Genomic DNA, 14,034 nt, shown 5'->3' with positions numbered 1-14,034 from the left:
CGGGCTTACTCCTTGGATCGAGTAAGGGAGGAGCTTGCGACGACCGCATCGAGATCGATCAGCGAAAAGGGCTGCGACTCTTCCCAGCCCACGCCAGCCGCCTGCGGCGGCACAGGTTACTTACTCGATCGGCGGAATGGGCCGAAGGGCGGAGTGCGGCTCAGTAGTAGTCGAGGACGAGCTTGGGGCCGGTGGTGCGGGAGACGCAGACGGCCATGACCTCGCCGGATTCGCGCTCGGCCTTGGTGAGGACGTTGTCGCGGTGCTCGGGATCGCCCTGCAGGACTTGCATGATGCAGGTGCCGCAGATGCCCTCCTGGCAGGAGGTGTCGACGTCGCAACCGTTGGCTTCCAACACCTCGACGATGCTCTTGTCGGCCGGCACCTCGTAGGTTTCGCCGTCGAGTTCGACCTCGAAGGCGGTGTTGGCGTCGGCGTCGGGCTGTTCGCCGGCGTGGAAGGCCTCGAAGTGCACGGCGTCGGAGGGTACGTACTGCTCGGCCAGGGCGACCACTTTGGCCATGAAACCGTCTGGGCCACAGACATAGACGTGGGTTCCGACGGCAGCACCGGCGAGCGCGGAGGTCAGCAGCGCGTCCTGCTGATCGCGGGCCACGCCGAGGTGCGCGTGCAGCTTCTCCGGGCAGCGATCCTGCAGCAGCGGCAGGAAGGCCGCCTCCTCGGCGGTGCGAGCGAAGTAGTGCAGTTCGAAACTGATGCCGTGGACATCCATGTGCCGCGCCATGCTGAGCATCGGGGTGATGCCGATGCCGGCCGCCACCAGCACGTGATGGGTTGCCTCTGCAGCGATCTCCAGGAGGTTGCGGGGCTCGCTGATCTGGAGGGTGTCTCCCACGGCGAGCTCGTGCAGCGCCACCGATCCGCCGCGAGAGTTGGCCTCGCGCTTGACCGCAACGGCGAACGACTCACGCCCATCGGGGCGGCTGCACAGCGAATACTGCCGGGTCAGCGCCGTCGGTCCGAGGATATCGATATGTGCCCCAGGGGAATACGACCCCACCGACGTGCCGTCGGGCTTCGACAGGAAGAGGGTCTTGATCGTCGGTGTCTCCTGGACGATGTCCGAGACGATCACGTCGATGAGGGTCATGGGGTTCTCCTGATAGGGCTGGGAAATGAGCTCAGCGCACGTAGAGTCCGCCGTTGACGTCCCAGCAGGCGCCGGTGACGAAGAAGGCGTTCTCCGCGGTGAGCAGGCCGACCATGTCGGCGATGAATGACGGACTGCCGAGGCGGCCGACCGGGATGCCGGCGATCACGGCGTCGAGACGATCCGGCGGCACGGTTGCCTTGACGACCGGAAGGTCATGCGGGCCGGGCGCGATGGCGTTGACCGTCACGCCGCTGCCCGCGAGTTCCCGGGCGAAGATCTTGGTGGTGGTGAGGATCGCGCCCTTCGACGCGGCATAGTGCGCCCCCGTCGCGGTGCCGCCGTTCTGCCCGGCCAACGATGCCATGTTCACGATCCGGCCATAACCCTGCGCGGCCATGGCCGCACCGAAGACCTGGCAGCCGAAGAAGATGCTGTTGACGTTGGTGTTGAGCACCGAATCGAACTCGTCCTCCCCCAACGTCATCAGATCGGCCGCCTGTGTGCGGGCGGCGTTGTTGACGACGATGGTCGGTGTGCCCCAGACCTTCTGGCACTCGGTGAGAGCCTGCTCGAAGTTGTTCTTGTGGGACACATCGAGTTCGATGGCCCGCGCGGTGGAGCCGTCCGCCGACAGTTCCTTGGCGAGGGTGGTGGCGTCCTCGACGGCGATGTCGGCGAGGATCACCCGGTGTCCGTCGTCGTGCAGTCGGCGGGCGATGTGGCTGCCCATGCCGCCGGCGGCGCCGGTCACGACCGCGATACCCCGTGTGGTTGCTGTGGTCATCGTCGTCCCCTCAGAGCAGGTATCCGGATGCGCTGACCGCATCCTCGCTGTCGATGAGTCGGGCCACCTTGAGCGCGATCTTGTCACCGTCGTCGGAGAACTCGATGCGGTGGGTCATCTCGGCGCCGATGGTGGAGAAGCTGTTGCGCTTGAACGCGTTCAGGATCTGGGCCGACTTGATGACCACTGCGTCATCGGTGAGCTCCTCGACGGTGAAACGCGACACGATCCGTACGGTGCGGGCTGCGGCCACCGCCGACGGTGCGTAGCCCTGCATCATGCGCTGCACGCGCAGCTGCCGCATCCGCTTGTCGTCGTAGATCATGTTCAGCGACGCCGCGAAGTCGTCGGTGTCGGGGTCGATGGGGACGACGTATAGCCCGTCGTCGGTGAACATCTCCTCCCACGCCGGGTAGTCCTTGGCGTCGAGGAGGGCGGCCTCTTTCCAGATCAACTGGATGGCGCGCATGACCCGGGTGTCGGTGAACGTGAGTAGCTCAGTCATCGCTCATCATCTTCTTCCACATGTTGTAGGACTCACGCATGCCCGACTCGTCGGTGACATGCGATGTGGGCCAACCTTCGTCGGAGATGTACTCACGGTTCTCGCCGCGGTTCACCAGGATCGGCATGTTGGGGTTGCCGCCGGCACCGATCTGCACGCGATCCCAGCCCTCGGCGTCGTCGGGGCTACCGAAACCGAAGGGGCCCTGGAAGTGTTCGTGGATGCGGAGACGTTCGCGGTTGATGTTCTCCGGTCCGCCGTCCATGCCGATCGCCATGTGCCACACCTCGGTGACGTCGACGCTGATCGGGATGAGGACCCGGAAGAACGACGACGACATCGCGACATTGGGGAACATGTTGAGGTTGAAGCCGCAGCCGTGCATCGACCGCATGTAGCGGCGGATCCGTTCGGGGCTCTCCCCCGCTTCGGTCAGCTCGTCGACGAGATGCTGGAAGCGCGGCTGCACTTCCTCCTGGCCGTCGTCGACGTCGAGGTCGGCGTGGTCGGCGGCCATGATCGCGACACTGTGACCGTTGCCGAGCACGTGGGTGACGGCGTTCGGATCGTCCATGAACGACATCATCGTGGCGGTCTCGGCATCCACCGACGCCATCCACGACTTGTGCACCATCGGGAAGTGATATCCGTCAGTCGTGTTCTCCAACTGGATCTTCCAGTTGCCGTTGAACCGGAACTTGTGGACTCCGAGAACCTTGGTGGGGAAACCGTTGGACTGCTTGAGGAATCGGTCCATCCAGATCTTCGCGTCGCCCAGGAAGTCCTCGAGGGGCTCGGCGTCGGCGTTGAAGGTCGCGAAGATCATGCCGAGGTAGCTCTCGGTGCGTAGAGTCTGCAGCGGGTAGTCGTTCTTGTCGACGACGCCCTCGTATCCGTCGGGATACGGGATGCCGCGCAGTCGGCCGTCGAGGGTGTAGGACCAGTTGTGGTACGGGCAGGTGAAGCCGTTTGCCTTGCCGCTGCGCTGATCACACACGGTGGCCCCGCGATGCCGGCAGCGGTTGAGCAGAGTGTTGAAGTTGCCCTTGCGGTCTCGGGTCACGATGACCGGCTGATCGCCGACCTGTGTCGTCTTGAACGAGCCGGCTTCGGGGACCTCGCTCTCGTGCGCCACCCACACCCAGGTGCGGTAGAAGATCTTGCGCATCTCCTCGGCGTAGATCGCCGGGTCGGTGTAGAGCTGTCCGGCGACGCGGTCCTTCTCGGCGAGTGCGGCGAAGCCTCGGGTCGGCTGTTCGGTGGGCCGCTCGATGGTCGTCATGGGATTGTCCTTACTAGTTTCTAAACTTCGACGTCGTCGCGGATGGTGAGTTCGCGACCCATCCGGGCCTCGATCTTGAAGTACTTCCAGAGTGCGTAATCGCCGACCATGATGGTGCGCAACAGATTGCACGCCTCCTTCACGGTGGGCTGGTCGCGCACGTCGGCGAGCACGTAGAACGTCCACGGCCATCCGTCCGACGGCCCGACCATGTGGGCGTCGTCGTCGAAGGTGCCGATGATCTCCACACCGTCCATCCGCTTGAGGCTCGCCAGGAATTTGACGGTGGCCTCCCACACGGGTCCGATCTCGGATTTGGGCAGGTCGAAGAAGTTCTGGTTGTTCCCGACGCAGAAGAGAGTGCGTAGCGGTTCTGTCATGAGTGTTCCTTCAGGTGTGGTGGAGGCCTGGGGCGACCCTTCGACAAGCTCAGGGAGCGGGGCCTTCGACAAGCTCAGGGCGCGGGCCCTTCGACAAGCTCAGGGCGCGGGGTCAGGGGAAGCTGGGGATGCCGGCGTCGAGGCCGAGGAGCAGAGCGCCGGCGGCCTCGTAGGTGTTGGTCTGCAACATGGCGTGCTGGGCGGGCACCAGCGCGTCCTGCAGGAAGCGTTGCAGCGGATGGGTTTCGTAGATCGCGCCGGTGCCGGCGAGGTCGAAGGCGGCCAGGACCACATCGCGGCCGACGTGGGCGGCGTGGGTGGCGGCCAGCCGCAGCAGGGCCTGATCGTCGACGGAGATATGGTTCCCGGCAACAGCTTTGGCCCAGACCTCGTCGGTGGTCTGATAGAAGAACGCGCGCGCCGACCGCAGTTGGGCTTCGGCCTGCGCGAGCCCGGTCTTGTACGCCGGCCGGTTGCCCTTACTGGCTCCGCCGGTGATGGAGGTCCGGGCTGCGCCGACCTCGAGGGCGTAGTCGAGGGCACCGCGCGCGGCGCCGAGCGTGACGACGGCGAGCACCTGCGCCGCGTAGGCCAGCGACGGGTAGCGGGTCAACGGTTCGTCGATCTGCGGGGCCCCACCGCGAACGAAGGTCATCTCCTCGGGCACGAACAGCCCGTCGGCGCGGACCGCGTGCGAGCCGGTGGCCTTCATGCCGGCGACGTCCCAGTTGTCGACGATCTCGACGTCGGCAGGGTTGACGAGCGCGGTGAGCGGTTTGCCGTCGGTCTCGGGGCCGCCGGCCAGTCCGATGCCGATGATGTCGGCGCCGCGGCAGCCGCTGGCGAACTGCCAGACGCCCGAGCAGATGTAACCGCCGTCGACCTTCTGCGCCTCCTGCATCGGGAACAGGCCGCCCGCGTAGGCGACGTCCGGACCGGCGGCATAGATCTTCTTCTGAGTTTCGACCGGCAGGGCGGCGAAGTAGACCAGCGACGACCCGAAGCTCGACACCCACCCGGTGGCGGGGTCGACCGCGGAGATGCGCTCGACCATGGCCATGAACGCCGACGGCGCCATGGGCTCGCCGCCGAACGCGGCCGGGGTCGAGGCACGGTACATGCCGGTCTTCTTCAGCAGGGCGATGAAGTCACGGGGGACGAAACGCTGCGCGTTGAACTCGTCGCGTCGGTCGACGAGCACGTCGAGGGCATGCTCGAGAGCCGCCTCGCGGGCCGGGCCGGCAGGTTCGGCAACCACCCGTTCGGTGATGGCGTCGGTGCTCATCGGAAGTCTCCGTTCAGATTCGGTGTGGATCTGACGGCTACACTATGGACGGGAGCAGCCCGGCGGTATCGGGATTTCCTTGCGGGACGGCTAAAGCAATCCCTTACTTGCGCCGTGCCGCCCGGGCGTCGATGCTGACCGGTGACGAAGGTGAGGTGAGTGCGAATGTTCCCCACGCGTCGCGACTTCGAGCAGATGACCCTCCACGCCACGACGGGCATTCTGATCCATGAGGCGAGCTCGAAGAACATCCTCTGGGCCAACCCGTCGGCATGCCAGACCTTCGGCTTCACCCTCGAAGAGCTCAAGCCCCTCAAGGCACACCACATGAGCGCGCAGGAGCGACAGTACCGGCGAGAGCTCGGCGTCGCATGGCTGCAGGACGCCGTGGTCCACGGTTCGAGCTACAAGCAGTGGAAGTATCGCGCCAAGGACGGCACCGAGTTCCTCGCCGACGCCCGCGCCACCCTGGTGCACTGCGACGACGGACCGGTGGTGATGGTCGAGTTCCGCAACATCTCCGAAGAGGTCGAACTGAAGGAAGAACTGAGCTGGGTGTCGGACTCGTTGCAGCGCATCATGACCCACACCTCGGCCGGCATCGTCGTGCTCGACGACGAGAACTGCATCGACGACATCTCTCCGCTCGCCGCAAAACTCTTCGGCCGCACACCGACACAGCTGATGGGTGTGCACCTCGAGGATCTCGGCCGGTGCGAACCGCGCCTGTCCAATCCCCTCGTCGTCGAACGCCTCACCAGCGGAGCGGGATCGGTGAAGATCCAGCTGGAGGTTGCCAAGGACGAGGAGACGACGGTGTGGCTGGCCGGCGAACTCGAGAGGGTCTCGCACGACGGAATCCGCACCCGCGTACTGATCGTGCGGGACGTCACCGATCGGGTGGCGTGGGAACAGCGAAACGCCTACCAGGAAGCCAACCTTCAATACCTGAGCCGCTACAACGCGATGGGCGACATGGCGATGATCCTCGCCCACGAACTCGGCCAGCCGCTCGCCGCGTCGACCAACTACCTGAGTGGGCTCAAGGCGCGGCTCGACGCGGAAACCGTGGACGCCCGCAGCCTCGCCTACGGCATCGACCAGATCGAGAAACAGCTGCGCCGGGCCAACGACATCGTCGCATCCGTCAAGAGGTATGTGCGGCGCATCGAAAGCACCTCGGCACTCATGGATCTCACCGAGACCGTCGAGGAAAGCCTCTATTTCGTCCGTCTGCGCGCCGCGGAGCACGGCGTCCGGGTGTTCGCCGACATCCCCGAGCGCACGCTGTCCATCCAGGGTGAGAGCGTGCTCATCGGCCAGGTCATCATCAACCTCTGCGTCAACGCCATCGACGAGATCGCCCGCCCCACCACCGAGGTCAAGGAGCTCGCGGTGGAGACCGGTGCGCGCGACGGCCGCGCGTACGTCGTCATCCGCGACCAGGGCCGCGGCATGCTGGAGGCGGCCCCCGCCGACCGCCTGGCATCCGGCGCGTTCTCCGCGAAAGAGGACGGATCCGGCATCGGGCTGATCATCTCCGAGCACATCGTCGAACGGCACGAGGGCACCATCGAATATCTGCCGAACGTGCCGACCGGGACCGCGGTCACCCTGTCCTTTCCGCTCGCACAGGCCCGGGCATCGATCGGATCGGTCGGGTAAAGGTTTCCCTACCCATGTGTTGGCAAGCACCAGTAGCGGTCACCGCGGCCTGCCAATAGCGTTGTCGGCACCGGCCACTGAGCCGTCAAACGGAGACCGACAGCGTCGTCCACGTCTCGCACACCCATTCAGAGATCAAGGGCCGACACGGTTTTCGTTGAACCAGCCGATTCGTCTCGTCGACGACGGCCGCCGACGTTCCGTTGTGGCCAGCACAAGGAGGATCCATTGCGCACTCCCGATGTCGTTGTCCTGGGAGCCGGCACCGCCGGATCGATCATCACGCGGCGGCTGCTGGACGCCGGCCTGACCGTGACCCTCGTCGAAGCCGGAGGGCTCGACAGCAATCCGGCCATTCACGACCTGTCCCGGGTGGGCGAGCTGTGGCTCAGCCCGCAGGACTGGGGCTACTTCAGCGCGCCGCAACCACGCGCGCTGGGACGCCGGCTGCACGTGCCGCGCGGCAAGGTCGTCGGCGGCTCGAATCAACTCAACGGCACGATCTGGGTGCACGGGTCGCCCTGGGACTACGAGCAGTGGGCGGCGGCCGGCAACACCGGGTGGGACTGGGAATCGGTGTCACCGTTGTTCAAGCGGATCGAGAGCGCCGGTTCCGACGACGGACTGCTCGACACGGTGGACGCGGACCTGAGCCCCATTCAGCAGGCGATCTTCGATGCGGCCGTCAGCTGGGGACTCCCGGTCAACACCGACTACAACTCCGGCGAACTCGACGGTGTCTCGCGGATGAAGCTCAATCTCCGTGACGGACGCCGACTCTCGACCTGGGCGGCGTACATGCGTCCGGTGCTCGAACATCCGAATCTGACGCTGGAACTCGATGCGCTCGTCGATTCCCTGATCGTCAGCGACGGTGAGGTGCGGGGCGCTCGGATCATCGACGCCTCCGGCGCGCGCCGCGAACTCCGCGCCGGGTTGGTGGTCCTGAGCGGCGGGGCCCTCGGTTCGCCGGCCGTGCTGCTGCGCAGCGGCATCGGCCCGTCCGAGCATCTTGCGACGCTCGGTATCGAGCCGATCGCCGACGTCCCGGGTGTCGGGGCCAACCTCCAGGATCACTTCCTCGTACCGGTGATCTTCGGCACCGAAAAGCCCATCGATCCGCCCACGCCGTTCGGTCCGGTCACCCAGACCCACTGGTTCTGGCGCAGCGAACCCGGGCTGCCGGTGCCCGACACCCAGCCCATCAACTTCAGCGTGCCGTTCTACTACGACGATCAGATGACCGGTCCCGCATCGGGTTTCACCCTGCATGCAGGCCTGATCCGGCCGCGCAGCACTGGCACGCTGCGCCTTGCCGACACCGATCCGGCCAGCGCGCCGGTGATCGACTTCAACCTGTTCGACGACGAACGCGACCTGCAGGCGCTGGTCCGGTCGGTGCGGCAGTGCCGCGAGGTGGGCTGCCAGAGTCCACTGTCCGACGACTGGGGAGCGTTCGAGGTGCTGCCCGGTCCGGATGTCGACGACAGCGACGAAGCGCTCGCCGCGTGGGTGCGCCGTGCCGTCAACACCTATCACCACCAGGCCGGCACCTGCCGCATGGGCGTCGACGAGAACGCCGTGGTGACCCCTGATCTGCGGGCCACCGCAGTCACCAACCTGATGATCGCCGACGCATCCGTGATGCCGTCGGTGACCACCGGCAACACCAATGCGCCCACCGCGATGATCGCCGAACGCGCAGCCGAATTGATCGTCGCGGGCTGATCGGCAACCCGCGTCTCACCAAGGAGTATCCCCACATGATCGACATTTCCCACCTGCACACCGGACTGTTCATCGGTGGTGAGTGGCGCGACGCCCGCGACACGTTCACCACCCTGAACCCGGCGACCGGGCAGCCCCTCGCCGAGCTCGCGGCGGCCAACGCCGCCGACGTGGACGCGGCCGTGGATGCCGCCGCCGCCGCGTTCCGCGGCGAGTGGGGCGCGCTGCAGCCGTCACGTAAGGGTGCGTTGCTCTACAAGCTCGCCGACCTCGTCGAACGCGACATCGAGCAGCTCGCCGCGCTCGAGTCGCTCGACATGGGACGCCCGGTGGGCGCCAGCGCCGCCCTGATGATCCCGAACCTCATCGGCACGCTGCGTTACTACGCGGGCTGGGCGGACAAGATCAACGGTGACCTGATCGCCAACGACGGCTACATGGGCAGCCCGCAGCCTGTCCACGCCTACACCCGCCGCGAGGCGCTCGGCGTGGTCGGCGCGATCATCCCGTGGAACGCGCCGCTGATGATCCTCGGCTGGAAGATCGGCCCGGCATTGGCCTGCGGCAACACGGTGATCATCAAGCCCGCCGAGGATGCGTCGCTGGCCATCCTGCGCTTCGCCGAACTCGTCGCGGAGGCCGGATTCCCGGCCGGCACCGTCAACGTGCTGCCGGGCATCGGCAAGGTGGCCGGCGAGGCCATGTCGCTGCACGCCGACATCAGCAAGATCTCCTTCACCGGCTCCACCGAGACCGGACGGGCGATCCTGCGCAACTCGGCCACCAACTTCAAGCGCACCGCGCTCGAGCTCGGCGGCAAGGCCCCGCAGATCGTCTTCGACGACGCGAATCTCGAAGCGGCCGTGCAGGGTTGCGCGATGGGTCTGTTCTTCAACCAGGGCGAGGTGTGCGCCGCCGGTACCCGCGTGCTCGCCCATCGCAGCGTGTACGACGCCGTCGTCGACGGCCTGAAGGGTGCCGCGCAGGCCCAGGTGATCGGTGATCCGTTCGATCCCGCCACCACGATGGGACCGCTGGTCAATGCCCGTCAGCGCGACCGCGTCGTCGACTACATGAAGAAGGGCGCCAACGAGGGCGCCGAGGTGATCACCGGTGGCTCCGCGCCGGAAGGCCCCGGTTTCTTCGTCGAGCCGACCGTGCTCGCCGGCAGCAACGACATGACCGTGGCCCGCGAGGAGATCTTCGGACCGGTCGGCATCGTGATCCCGTTCGACTCCGACGACGAGGCGGTCGCGCTGGCCAACGACAACCAGTACGGTCTGTCGGCCACCGTGTGGACCACCAATGTGTCTCGTGCCCACGCGGTGTCGGCGCAGGTTCAGGCCGGTGCGATCGGCGTCAACGGCTGGTCGCCGCTGGCTCCGCAGCTGCCGTGGGGCGGCGTGAAGGCCAGTGGTGTGGGCCGCGAACTCGGCTACGAGGGCATCCTCGCCTACACCGAGCCCAAGACGGTCGCCGTCGTCCTGTGACGGCGATCAGCCGCCGATGATGGCGTCGACGAGGGCGATCTGAGCCCGTCGGGTGGTGGCCGCCGGATCCAACACCGCGGTGACCTGCAACCCGATGATCGTGGTCATCAACAACTCGACACCGACACCTAGATCGCTGGGCGGAAGCTGTTGCATCGCAATGGCTTCCGCCCAGAGGTCGTTCATCCCGAGCTTCCACGCGGACACCGCCTCATTGTTGACCGACTCCATAACCGGATCGGTCAGCGCCCGCTGCCAGAGCGACACCGCGATCCGCGCCTCGAGTCGGGCCTCGTCGGTCAGCGGCATCAGCTCGAAGCACAGTTTGCGCAGGGCGAGGCGGCCCCGCGACCGACCGACCGACCCCTCGATCCGACGATTGGTCTCGGCGATGACATGCTCGAACGCCGACCGCAGGATCTCGTCCTTGCCCGCGAAATAATGGCTCAGCGCCCCGTTGGTGTAGCCGGCTTCGGCGGCCAGATCCCGCATGTTGATGCCGTCGATGCCGCGCGTCGCGATGAGCCGCCAGGCCGCGGCGATGATCGCGCGACGGCGCTCGTCATGGTCCACCAGTCTCGGCATCGGCGCCCCTCTCCTTTCCACCCGTGACCTGCGCGTTGGCGGGAGTAAAGGTATTCCCCATAGCGACTCCGGGTGGCGGCTCAGTAGTGTGCATCACACCACATGGTTCTACATTCGTTGAATCATAATCCTGGTCCAGCCCTAGATCGTGTGACACGCCAGCTCCTGGCGTCTGAAAGAAGAGGTCCATCATGATCGAATCCCCCACCACTTCGTCACCGCCGGCGACGGGAGCCGCGCTGCGCGGCTCCATCGGCATCGCCGGCATCGTCTTCCTGGTCATCGCCGCCGCCGCTCCGCTGACCGCGGTCGCCGGGGCGCTGCCGGTGATGATCGCCATCGGCAACGGCGCGGGAGCGCCCATGGCCTACATCATCGCCGCCATGGTGCTGCTCGTCTTCAGTGTCGGCTACGCCGCGATGAGCAGCTCGGTGACCGACACCGGGGCCTTCTACGCCTACGTGACCAAGGGCCTCGGCAGGTCGGCCGGTCTCGGGGCCGCGGGACTCGCCCTGCTCGCCTACACCACGATCCAGGCGGCGATCTACGGTCTGGCCGCGTCGACCCTGCAGGGCGTCGTCGTGCGATTCGGCGGACCGGACCTCCCCTGGTGGTTCTGGGCCTTTGTCCTGATGGCGATCGTCGCGGTGCTCGGTTACCGCAGCATCGACCTCGGGGCCAAGGTGCTCGGAGTGCTCCTCGTCGCGGAGATCGCGATCATCGTCGCGCTGTCGGCAGCGGTCTTCGTCCAGGGTGGCGCACACGGTATCGACGTCGTCTCGTTCACGCCGTCGGCCTTCATGTCCGGCTCGCCCGGCATCGCGCTCATGTTCGCCATCGCGTCATTCGTCGGATTCGAAGCCACCGCCATCTACGGCGAGGAGGCGAAGAACCCGAAGCGCACCGTGCCGATCGCCACCTACGTCGCGGTGATCACCATCGGCGTTCTCTACGCGATCGCCAGTTGGGCCGTCGTGCTGGCCTACGGCAGCGACAACGTGCAGGCCGCAGCACAGGCCGACACCGCCAACCTCGTGTTCAACGCGGCCGCCACATTCCTGGGTTCAACGGCATCGGACGTGATGATGGTGATGCTCGTGACCAGTCTGTTCGCCGCGCTCCTGGCCTTCCACAACGCCATCGCCCGTTACACCTTCGCGCTGGCACGCGCCGGCTTCGGGCCGCAGCGATTCATGGCCGTGCACGCGAAACACGGTTCGCCGCATGCGGGTTCGATCCTGCAGACCATCACCGCCTTCCTCCTCGTCGGCGCATTCGCGGTGGCCGGGGCCGACCCGGTGCTGCAACTGTTCACCTGGATGTCCGGCGTCGCGATCGTCGCGATCTTGGTGCTGATGGTGCTCACCAGCTTCGCGATCATCGCCTACTTCCGCCGCTCCGGTACGGACGGTCGCCTCTGGCACACCAAGATCGCCCCGGTTCTCGGCGCGCTGGGACTCATCGCCATCACCGCCCTGGTGATCGCCAACTTCACCACGCTGATCGGTGGCTCCTCGGTGCTGGCCAATGTGTTCCTGGTCGTGATCGCCGCCGTCTTCCTCGGCGGGTTCATCGCCGGACGCGCGCTGAAGAACCGCGCCGTCGACGCGCCGGCACCCCTGCCCTGACCACCCGTCACCCCCCAACAGCAAGGACACGAAACATGTCGGAGACCACCTCGACACCATCGGTCATCATCGTCGGCGCCGGCTTCTCGGGACTCATCGCCGCCCGCGAACTGGAAGCCGCCGGCATCGATGTCCGCATCGTCGAAGCCCGCGATCGCATCGGTGGCCGTGCCTGGACCGATGAGCGCCTGGGCGGGCACGCCCTGGAGATGGGCGCCACCTGGGTGCACTGGATGCAGCCGTTCGTCTGGACCGAGATCACCCGCTACGGCCAGGAGATCTATCCGAGCCCGGACATCGACGACGCCTACTGGATCAGCGACGGCATCGTGCGCCGCGGAACCGAACACGATCTCGACGCAAAGCTGAGCCATTTGCAGGAGACCATCTTCGAAGGCTCCCGCGAGTTCTTCCCGTACCCGCATGACCCGATGGCGATCCTGGACGATCCCACCACCGACCCGGAACTGGTCAAGCGGTTCCTCAAGGCCGACGAGGGCAGTGTCCTCGACTGCCTGCGGACCGGCGAGTTCAGCCAGGAGGACATCGACCTCGCCGACTCGTACTGGTCGGCCGGCTACCAGGGACCGACCGCCACCGCGTCGCCTTTGATGGCGAAACACTGGGCGGCGCTCAGCGATCATCGCAGTTCGCTGATGGACGAGCAGACGCTGCGGTTCAAGCTCACCGCGGGGATGCGGGGGCTGTACGAGGCCATCGCCGCCGATGTGCGGGGCGAGATCCGGCTGAACACGCCGGTGTCGCGGATCGAGCACTCCGTGAATGGTGTTGCGGTGACGTTGGCTGACGGATCCGTCGAGAAGGCTGACGCGGTGGTGCTGACCGCACCGATCGGAGCGCTAAGCAACATCGAGTTCTCGCCGGAACTTCCTGCCGCACAACAGAACGTCATCGCGGACGGCACCAACTCGGTCGGCTTCAAGATCTGGATCAAGGTCCGCGGCCGCCACTCGGTCATCGCGGGCGCGCCCGGCCAGTACCCGATCTCGTTGCTGCGCAGCGAGAAGTTCCTCGACGACGAGGACGCCACCATCCTGGTCGGGTTCGGGTCCGACCACACGACCATCGACCTCGAGACGGTGGAGTCCGCGCAGCAGGCGGTCGACGTCTGGTTCGACGATCTCACCGTCATCGACTGCGGCGGGCACGACTGGGTGGCCGACACCTGGTCCGGGCAAACGTGGGCGACGCTGAAGTCGGGTCAGTTCTTCGACGGCTGGAGCCATTTCCACACCACCGACACCCGACTGCGGTTCGCCGGCGCCGACTATGCCAAGGGCTGGAACGGGGTCGTCGTCGACGGCGCCATCGAGTCCGGGATCGTGAACGCGCGCAAGCTCATCCGGGAGCTCTCCGCAGCACGCTGACCGGTCCTGTACCAGTTCGTCCCCCCACTGTTGGTTCGTCGCCCCCTTGCAGGGTGCGGAGGATCCAACAATGGGGGGGACGAACCCTCACGGAACAAGACCGGCCAACTGCAGGGCGCACGGTGCGGACGAACCAGCACCAGGGGGATGAACCGCGTCAGGCCAGGCGCGTACGGCGGTCGGTTGTCGATGGATCGATC

Annotated in this window: 12 protein-coding genes; 5 read left to right on the top strand and 7 right to left on the bottom strand. The window is 66.3% G+C overall.

Annotated features, from left to right (window positions below; genetic code table 11):
• Window positions 1–160: 160 nt before the first annotated feature.
• From ACWDTI_RS12015 to ACWDTI_RS11990, 6 genes are all read right to left on the bottom strand, one after another.
• Window positions 161–1,111 carry a PDR/VanB family oxidoreductase gene (locus tag ACWDTI_RS12015; protein ID WP_449738294.1) on the bottom strand — a complete coding sequence of 317 codons (951 nt, stop codon included), beginning with the start codon at window positions 1,109–1,111 and terminating at the stop codon, window positions 161–163.
• A gap of 31 nt (window positions 1,112–1,142) precedes the next feature.
• Window positions 1,143–1,898 (bottom strand): SDR family NAD(P)-dependent oxidoreductase, encoded by a 756-nt coding sequence (locus ACWDTI_RS12010; RefSeq protein ID WP_449738293.1) that lies wholly within the window; start codon window positions 1,896–1,898, stop codon window positions 1,143–1,145.
• A 10-nt stretch (window positions 1,899–1,908) separates the two neighbouring features.
• A complete protein-coding gene (locus ACWDTI_RS12005; protein ID WP_449738292.1) occupies window positions 1,909–2,403 on the bottom strand; it encodes an aromatic-ring-hydroxylating dioxygenase subunit beta in 495 nt (164 codons plus the stop codon).
• Entirely contained in the window at window positions 2,396–3,685 is a 1,290-nt protein-coding gene (locus ACWDTI_RS12000; RefSeq protein ID WP_449738291.1) for an aromatic ring-hydroxylating oxygenase subunit alpha, read from the bottom strand. The genes ACWDTI_RS12005 and ACWDTI_RS12000 overlap by 8 nt, the downstream gene beginning before the upstream one ends.
• A gap of 20 nt (window positions 3,686–3,705) precedes the next feature.
• Window positions 3,706–4,065, bottom strand: coding sequence for a hypothetical protein (locus ACWDTI_RS11995; RefSeq protein WP_449738290.1), 360 nt, complete (start codon window positions 4,063–4,065; stop codon window positions 3,706–3,708).
• 112 nt (window positions 4,066–4,177) lie between these two features.
• Window positions 4,178–5,350 (bottom strand): acyl-CoA dehydrogenase family protein, encoded by a 1,173-nt coding sequence (locus ACWDTI_RS11990; RefSeq protein WP_449738289.1) that lies wholly within the window; start codon window positions 5,348–5,350, stop codon window positions 4,178–4,180.
• A gap of 165 nt (window positions 5,351–5,515) precedes the next feature.
• Between ACWDTI_RS11990 and ACWDTI_RS11985 the strand changes: the two genes are divergently transcribed.
• From ACWDTI_RS11985 to ACWDTI_RS11975, 3 genes are all read left to right on the top strand, one after another.
• A complete protein-coding gene (locus ACWDTI_RS11985) occupies window positions 5,516–7,015 on the top strand; it encodes a PAS domain S-box protein (RefSeq protein ID WP_449738288.1) in 1,500 nt (499 codons plus the stop codon).
• Between the two features lie 228 nt (window positions 7,016–7,243).
• Window positions 7,244–8,743, top strand: coding sequence for a GMC family oxidoreductase (locus ACWDTI_RS11980; RefSeq protein WP_449738287.1), 1,500 nt, complete (start codon window positions 7,244–7,246; stop codon window positions 8,741–8,743).
• Between the two features lie 35 nt (window positions 8,744–8,778).
• Window positions 8,779–10,233, top strand: coding sequence for an aldehyde dehydrogenase family protein (locus ACWDTI_RS11975; protein WP_449738286.1), 1,455 nt, complete (start codon window positions 8,779–8,781; stop codon window positions 10,231–10,233).
• Between the two features lie 6 nt (window positions 10,234–10,239).
• Here ACWDTI_RS11975 and ACWDTI_RS11970 read toward each other — a convergent pair whose 3' ends face one another.
• Complete coding sequence (locus ACWDTI_RS11970) at window positions 10,240–10,818, bottom strand: TetR/AcrR family transcriptional regulator (RefSeq protein WP_449738285.1); 579 nt, start codon at window positions 10,816–10,818, stop codon at window positions 10,240–10,242.
• Window positions 10,819–11,009: 191 nt separating this feature from the next.
• On the opposite strand from ACWDTI_RS11970, the gene ACWDTI_RS11965 reads away from it, so the two are divergent.
• Together ACWDTI_RS11965 and ACWDTI_RS11960 are read left to right on the top strand one after the other, a co-directional pair.
• A complete protein-coding gene (locus ACWDTI_RS11965; protein WP_449738284.1) occupies window positions 11,010–12,446 on the top strand; it encodes an APC family permease in 1,437 nt (478 codons plus the stop codon).
• A gap of 35 nt (window positions 12,447–12,481) precedes the next feature.
• Window positions 12,482–13,834, top strand: coding sequence for an NAD(P)/FAD-dependent oxidoreductase (locus ACWDTI_RS11960; RefSeq protein WP_449738283.1), 1,353 nt, complete (start codon window positions 12,482–12,484; stop codon window positions 13,832–13,834).
• Window positions 13,835–14,034 lie beyond the last annotated feature (200 nt).

This window comes from Gordonia sp. NPDC003424 (assembly GCF_053588655.1).
This window is presented reverse-complemented; position numbering and strand designations above follow the sequence as displayed.

Bases quoted from the DNA above. Each gene is read 5' to 3' on its own strand.
- ACWDTI_RS12015 (WP_449738294.1), bottom strand. From the start codon at position 1,111: ATGACCCTCATCGACGTGATCGTCTCGGACATCGTCCAGGAGACACCG.
- ACWDTI_RS12010 (WP_449738293.1), bottom strand. From the start codon at position 1,898: ATGACCACAGCAACCACACGGGGTATCGCGGTCGTGACCGGCGCCGCC.
- ACWDTI_RS12005 (WP_449738292.1), bottom strand. From the start codon at position 2,403: ATGACTGAGCTACTCACGTTCACCGACACCCGGGTCATGCGCGCCATC.
- ACWDTI_RS12000 (WP_449738291.1), bottom strand. From the start codon at position 3,685: ATGACGACCATCGAGCGGCCCACCGAACAGCCGACCCGAGGCTTCGCC.
- ACWDTI_RS11995 (WP_449738290.1), bottom strand. From the start codon at position 4,065: ATGACAGAACCGCTACGCACTCTCTTCTGCGTCGGGAACAACCAGAAC.
- ACWDTI_RS11990 (WP_449738289.1), bottom strand. From the start codon at position 5,350: ATGAGCACCGACGCCATCACCGAACGGGTGGTTGCCGAACCTGCCGGC.
- ACWDTI_RS11985 (WP_449738288.1), top strand. From the start codon at position 5,516: ATGTTCCCCACGCGTCGCGACTTCGAGCAGATGACCCTCCACGCCACG.
- ACWDTI_RS11975 (WP_449738286.1), top strand. From the start codon at position 8,779: ATGATCGACATTTCCCACCTGCACACCGGACTGTTCATCGGTGGTGAG.
- ACWDTI_RS11970 (WP_449738285.1), bottom strand. From the start codon at position 10,818: ATGCCGAGACTGGTGGACCATGACGAGCGCCGTCGCGCGATCATCGCC.
- ACWDTI_RS11965 (WP_449738284.1), top strand. From the start codon at position 11,010: ATGATCGAATCCCCCACCACTTCGTCACCGCCGGCGACGGGAGCCGCG.
- ACWDTI_RS11960 (WP_449738283.1), top strand. From the start codon at position 12,482: ATGTCGGAGACCACCTCGACACCATCGGTCATCATCGTCGGCGCCGGC.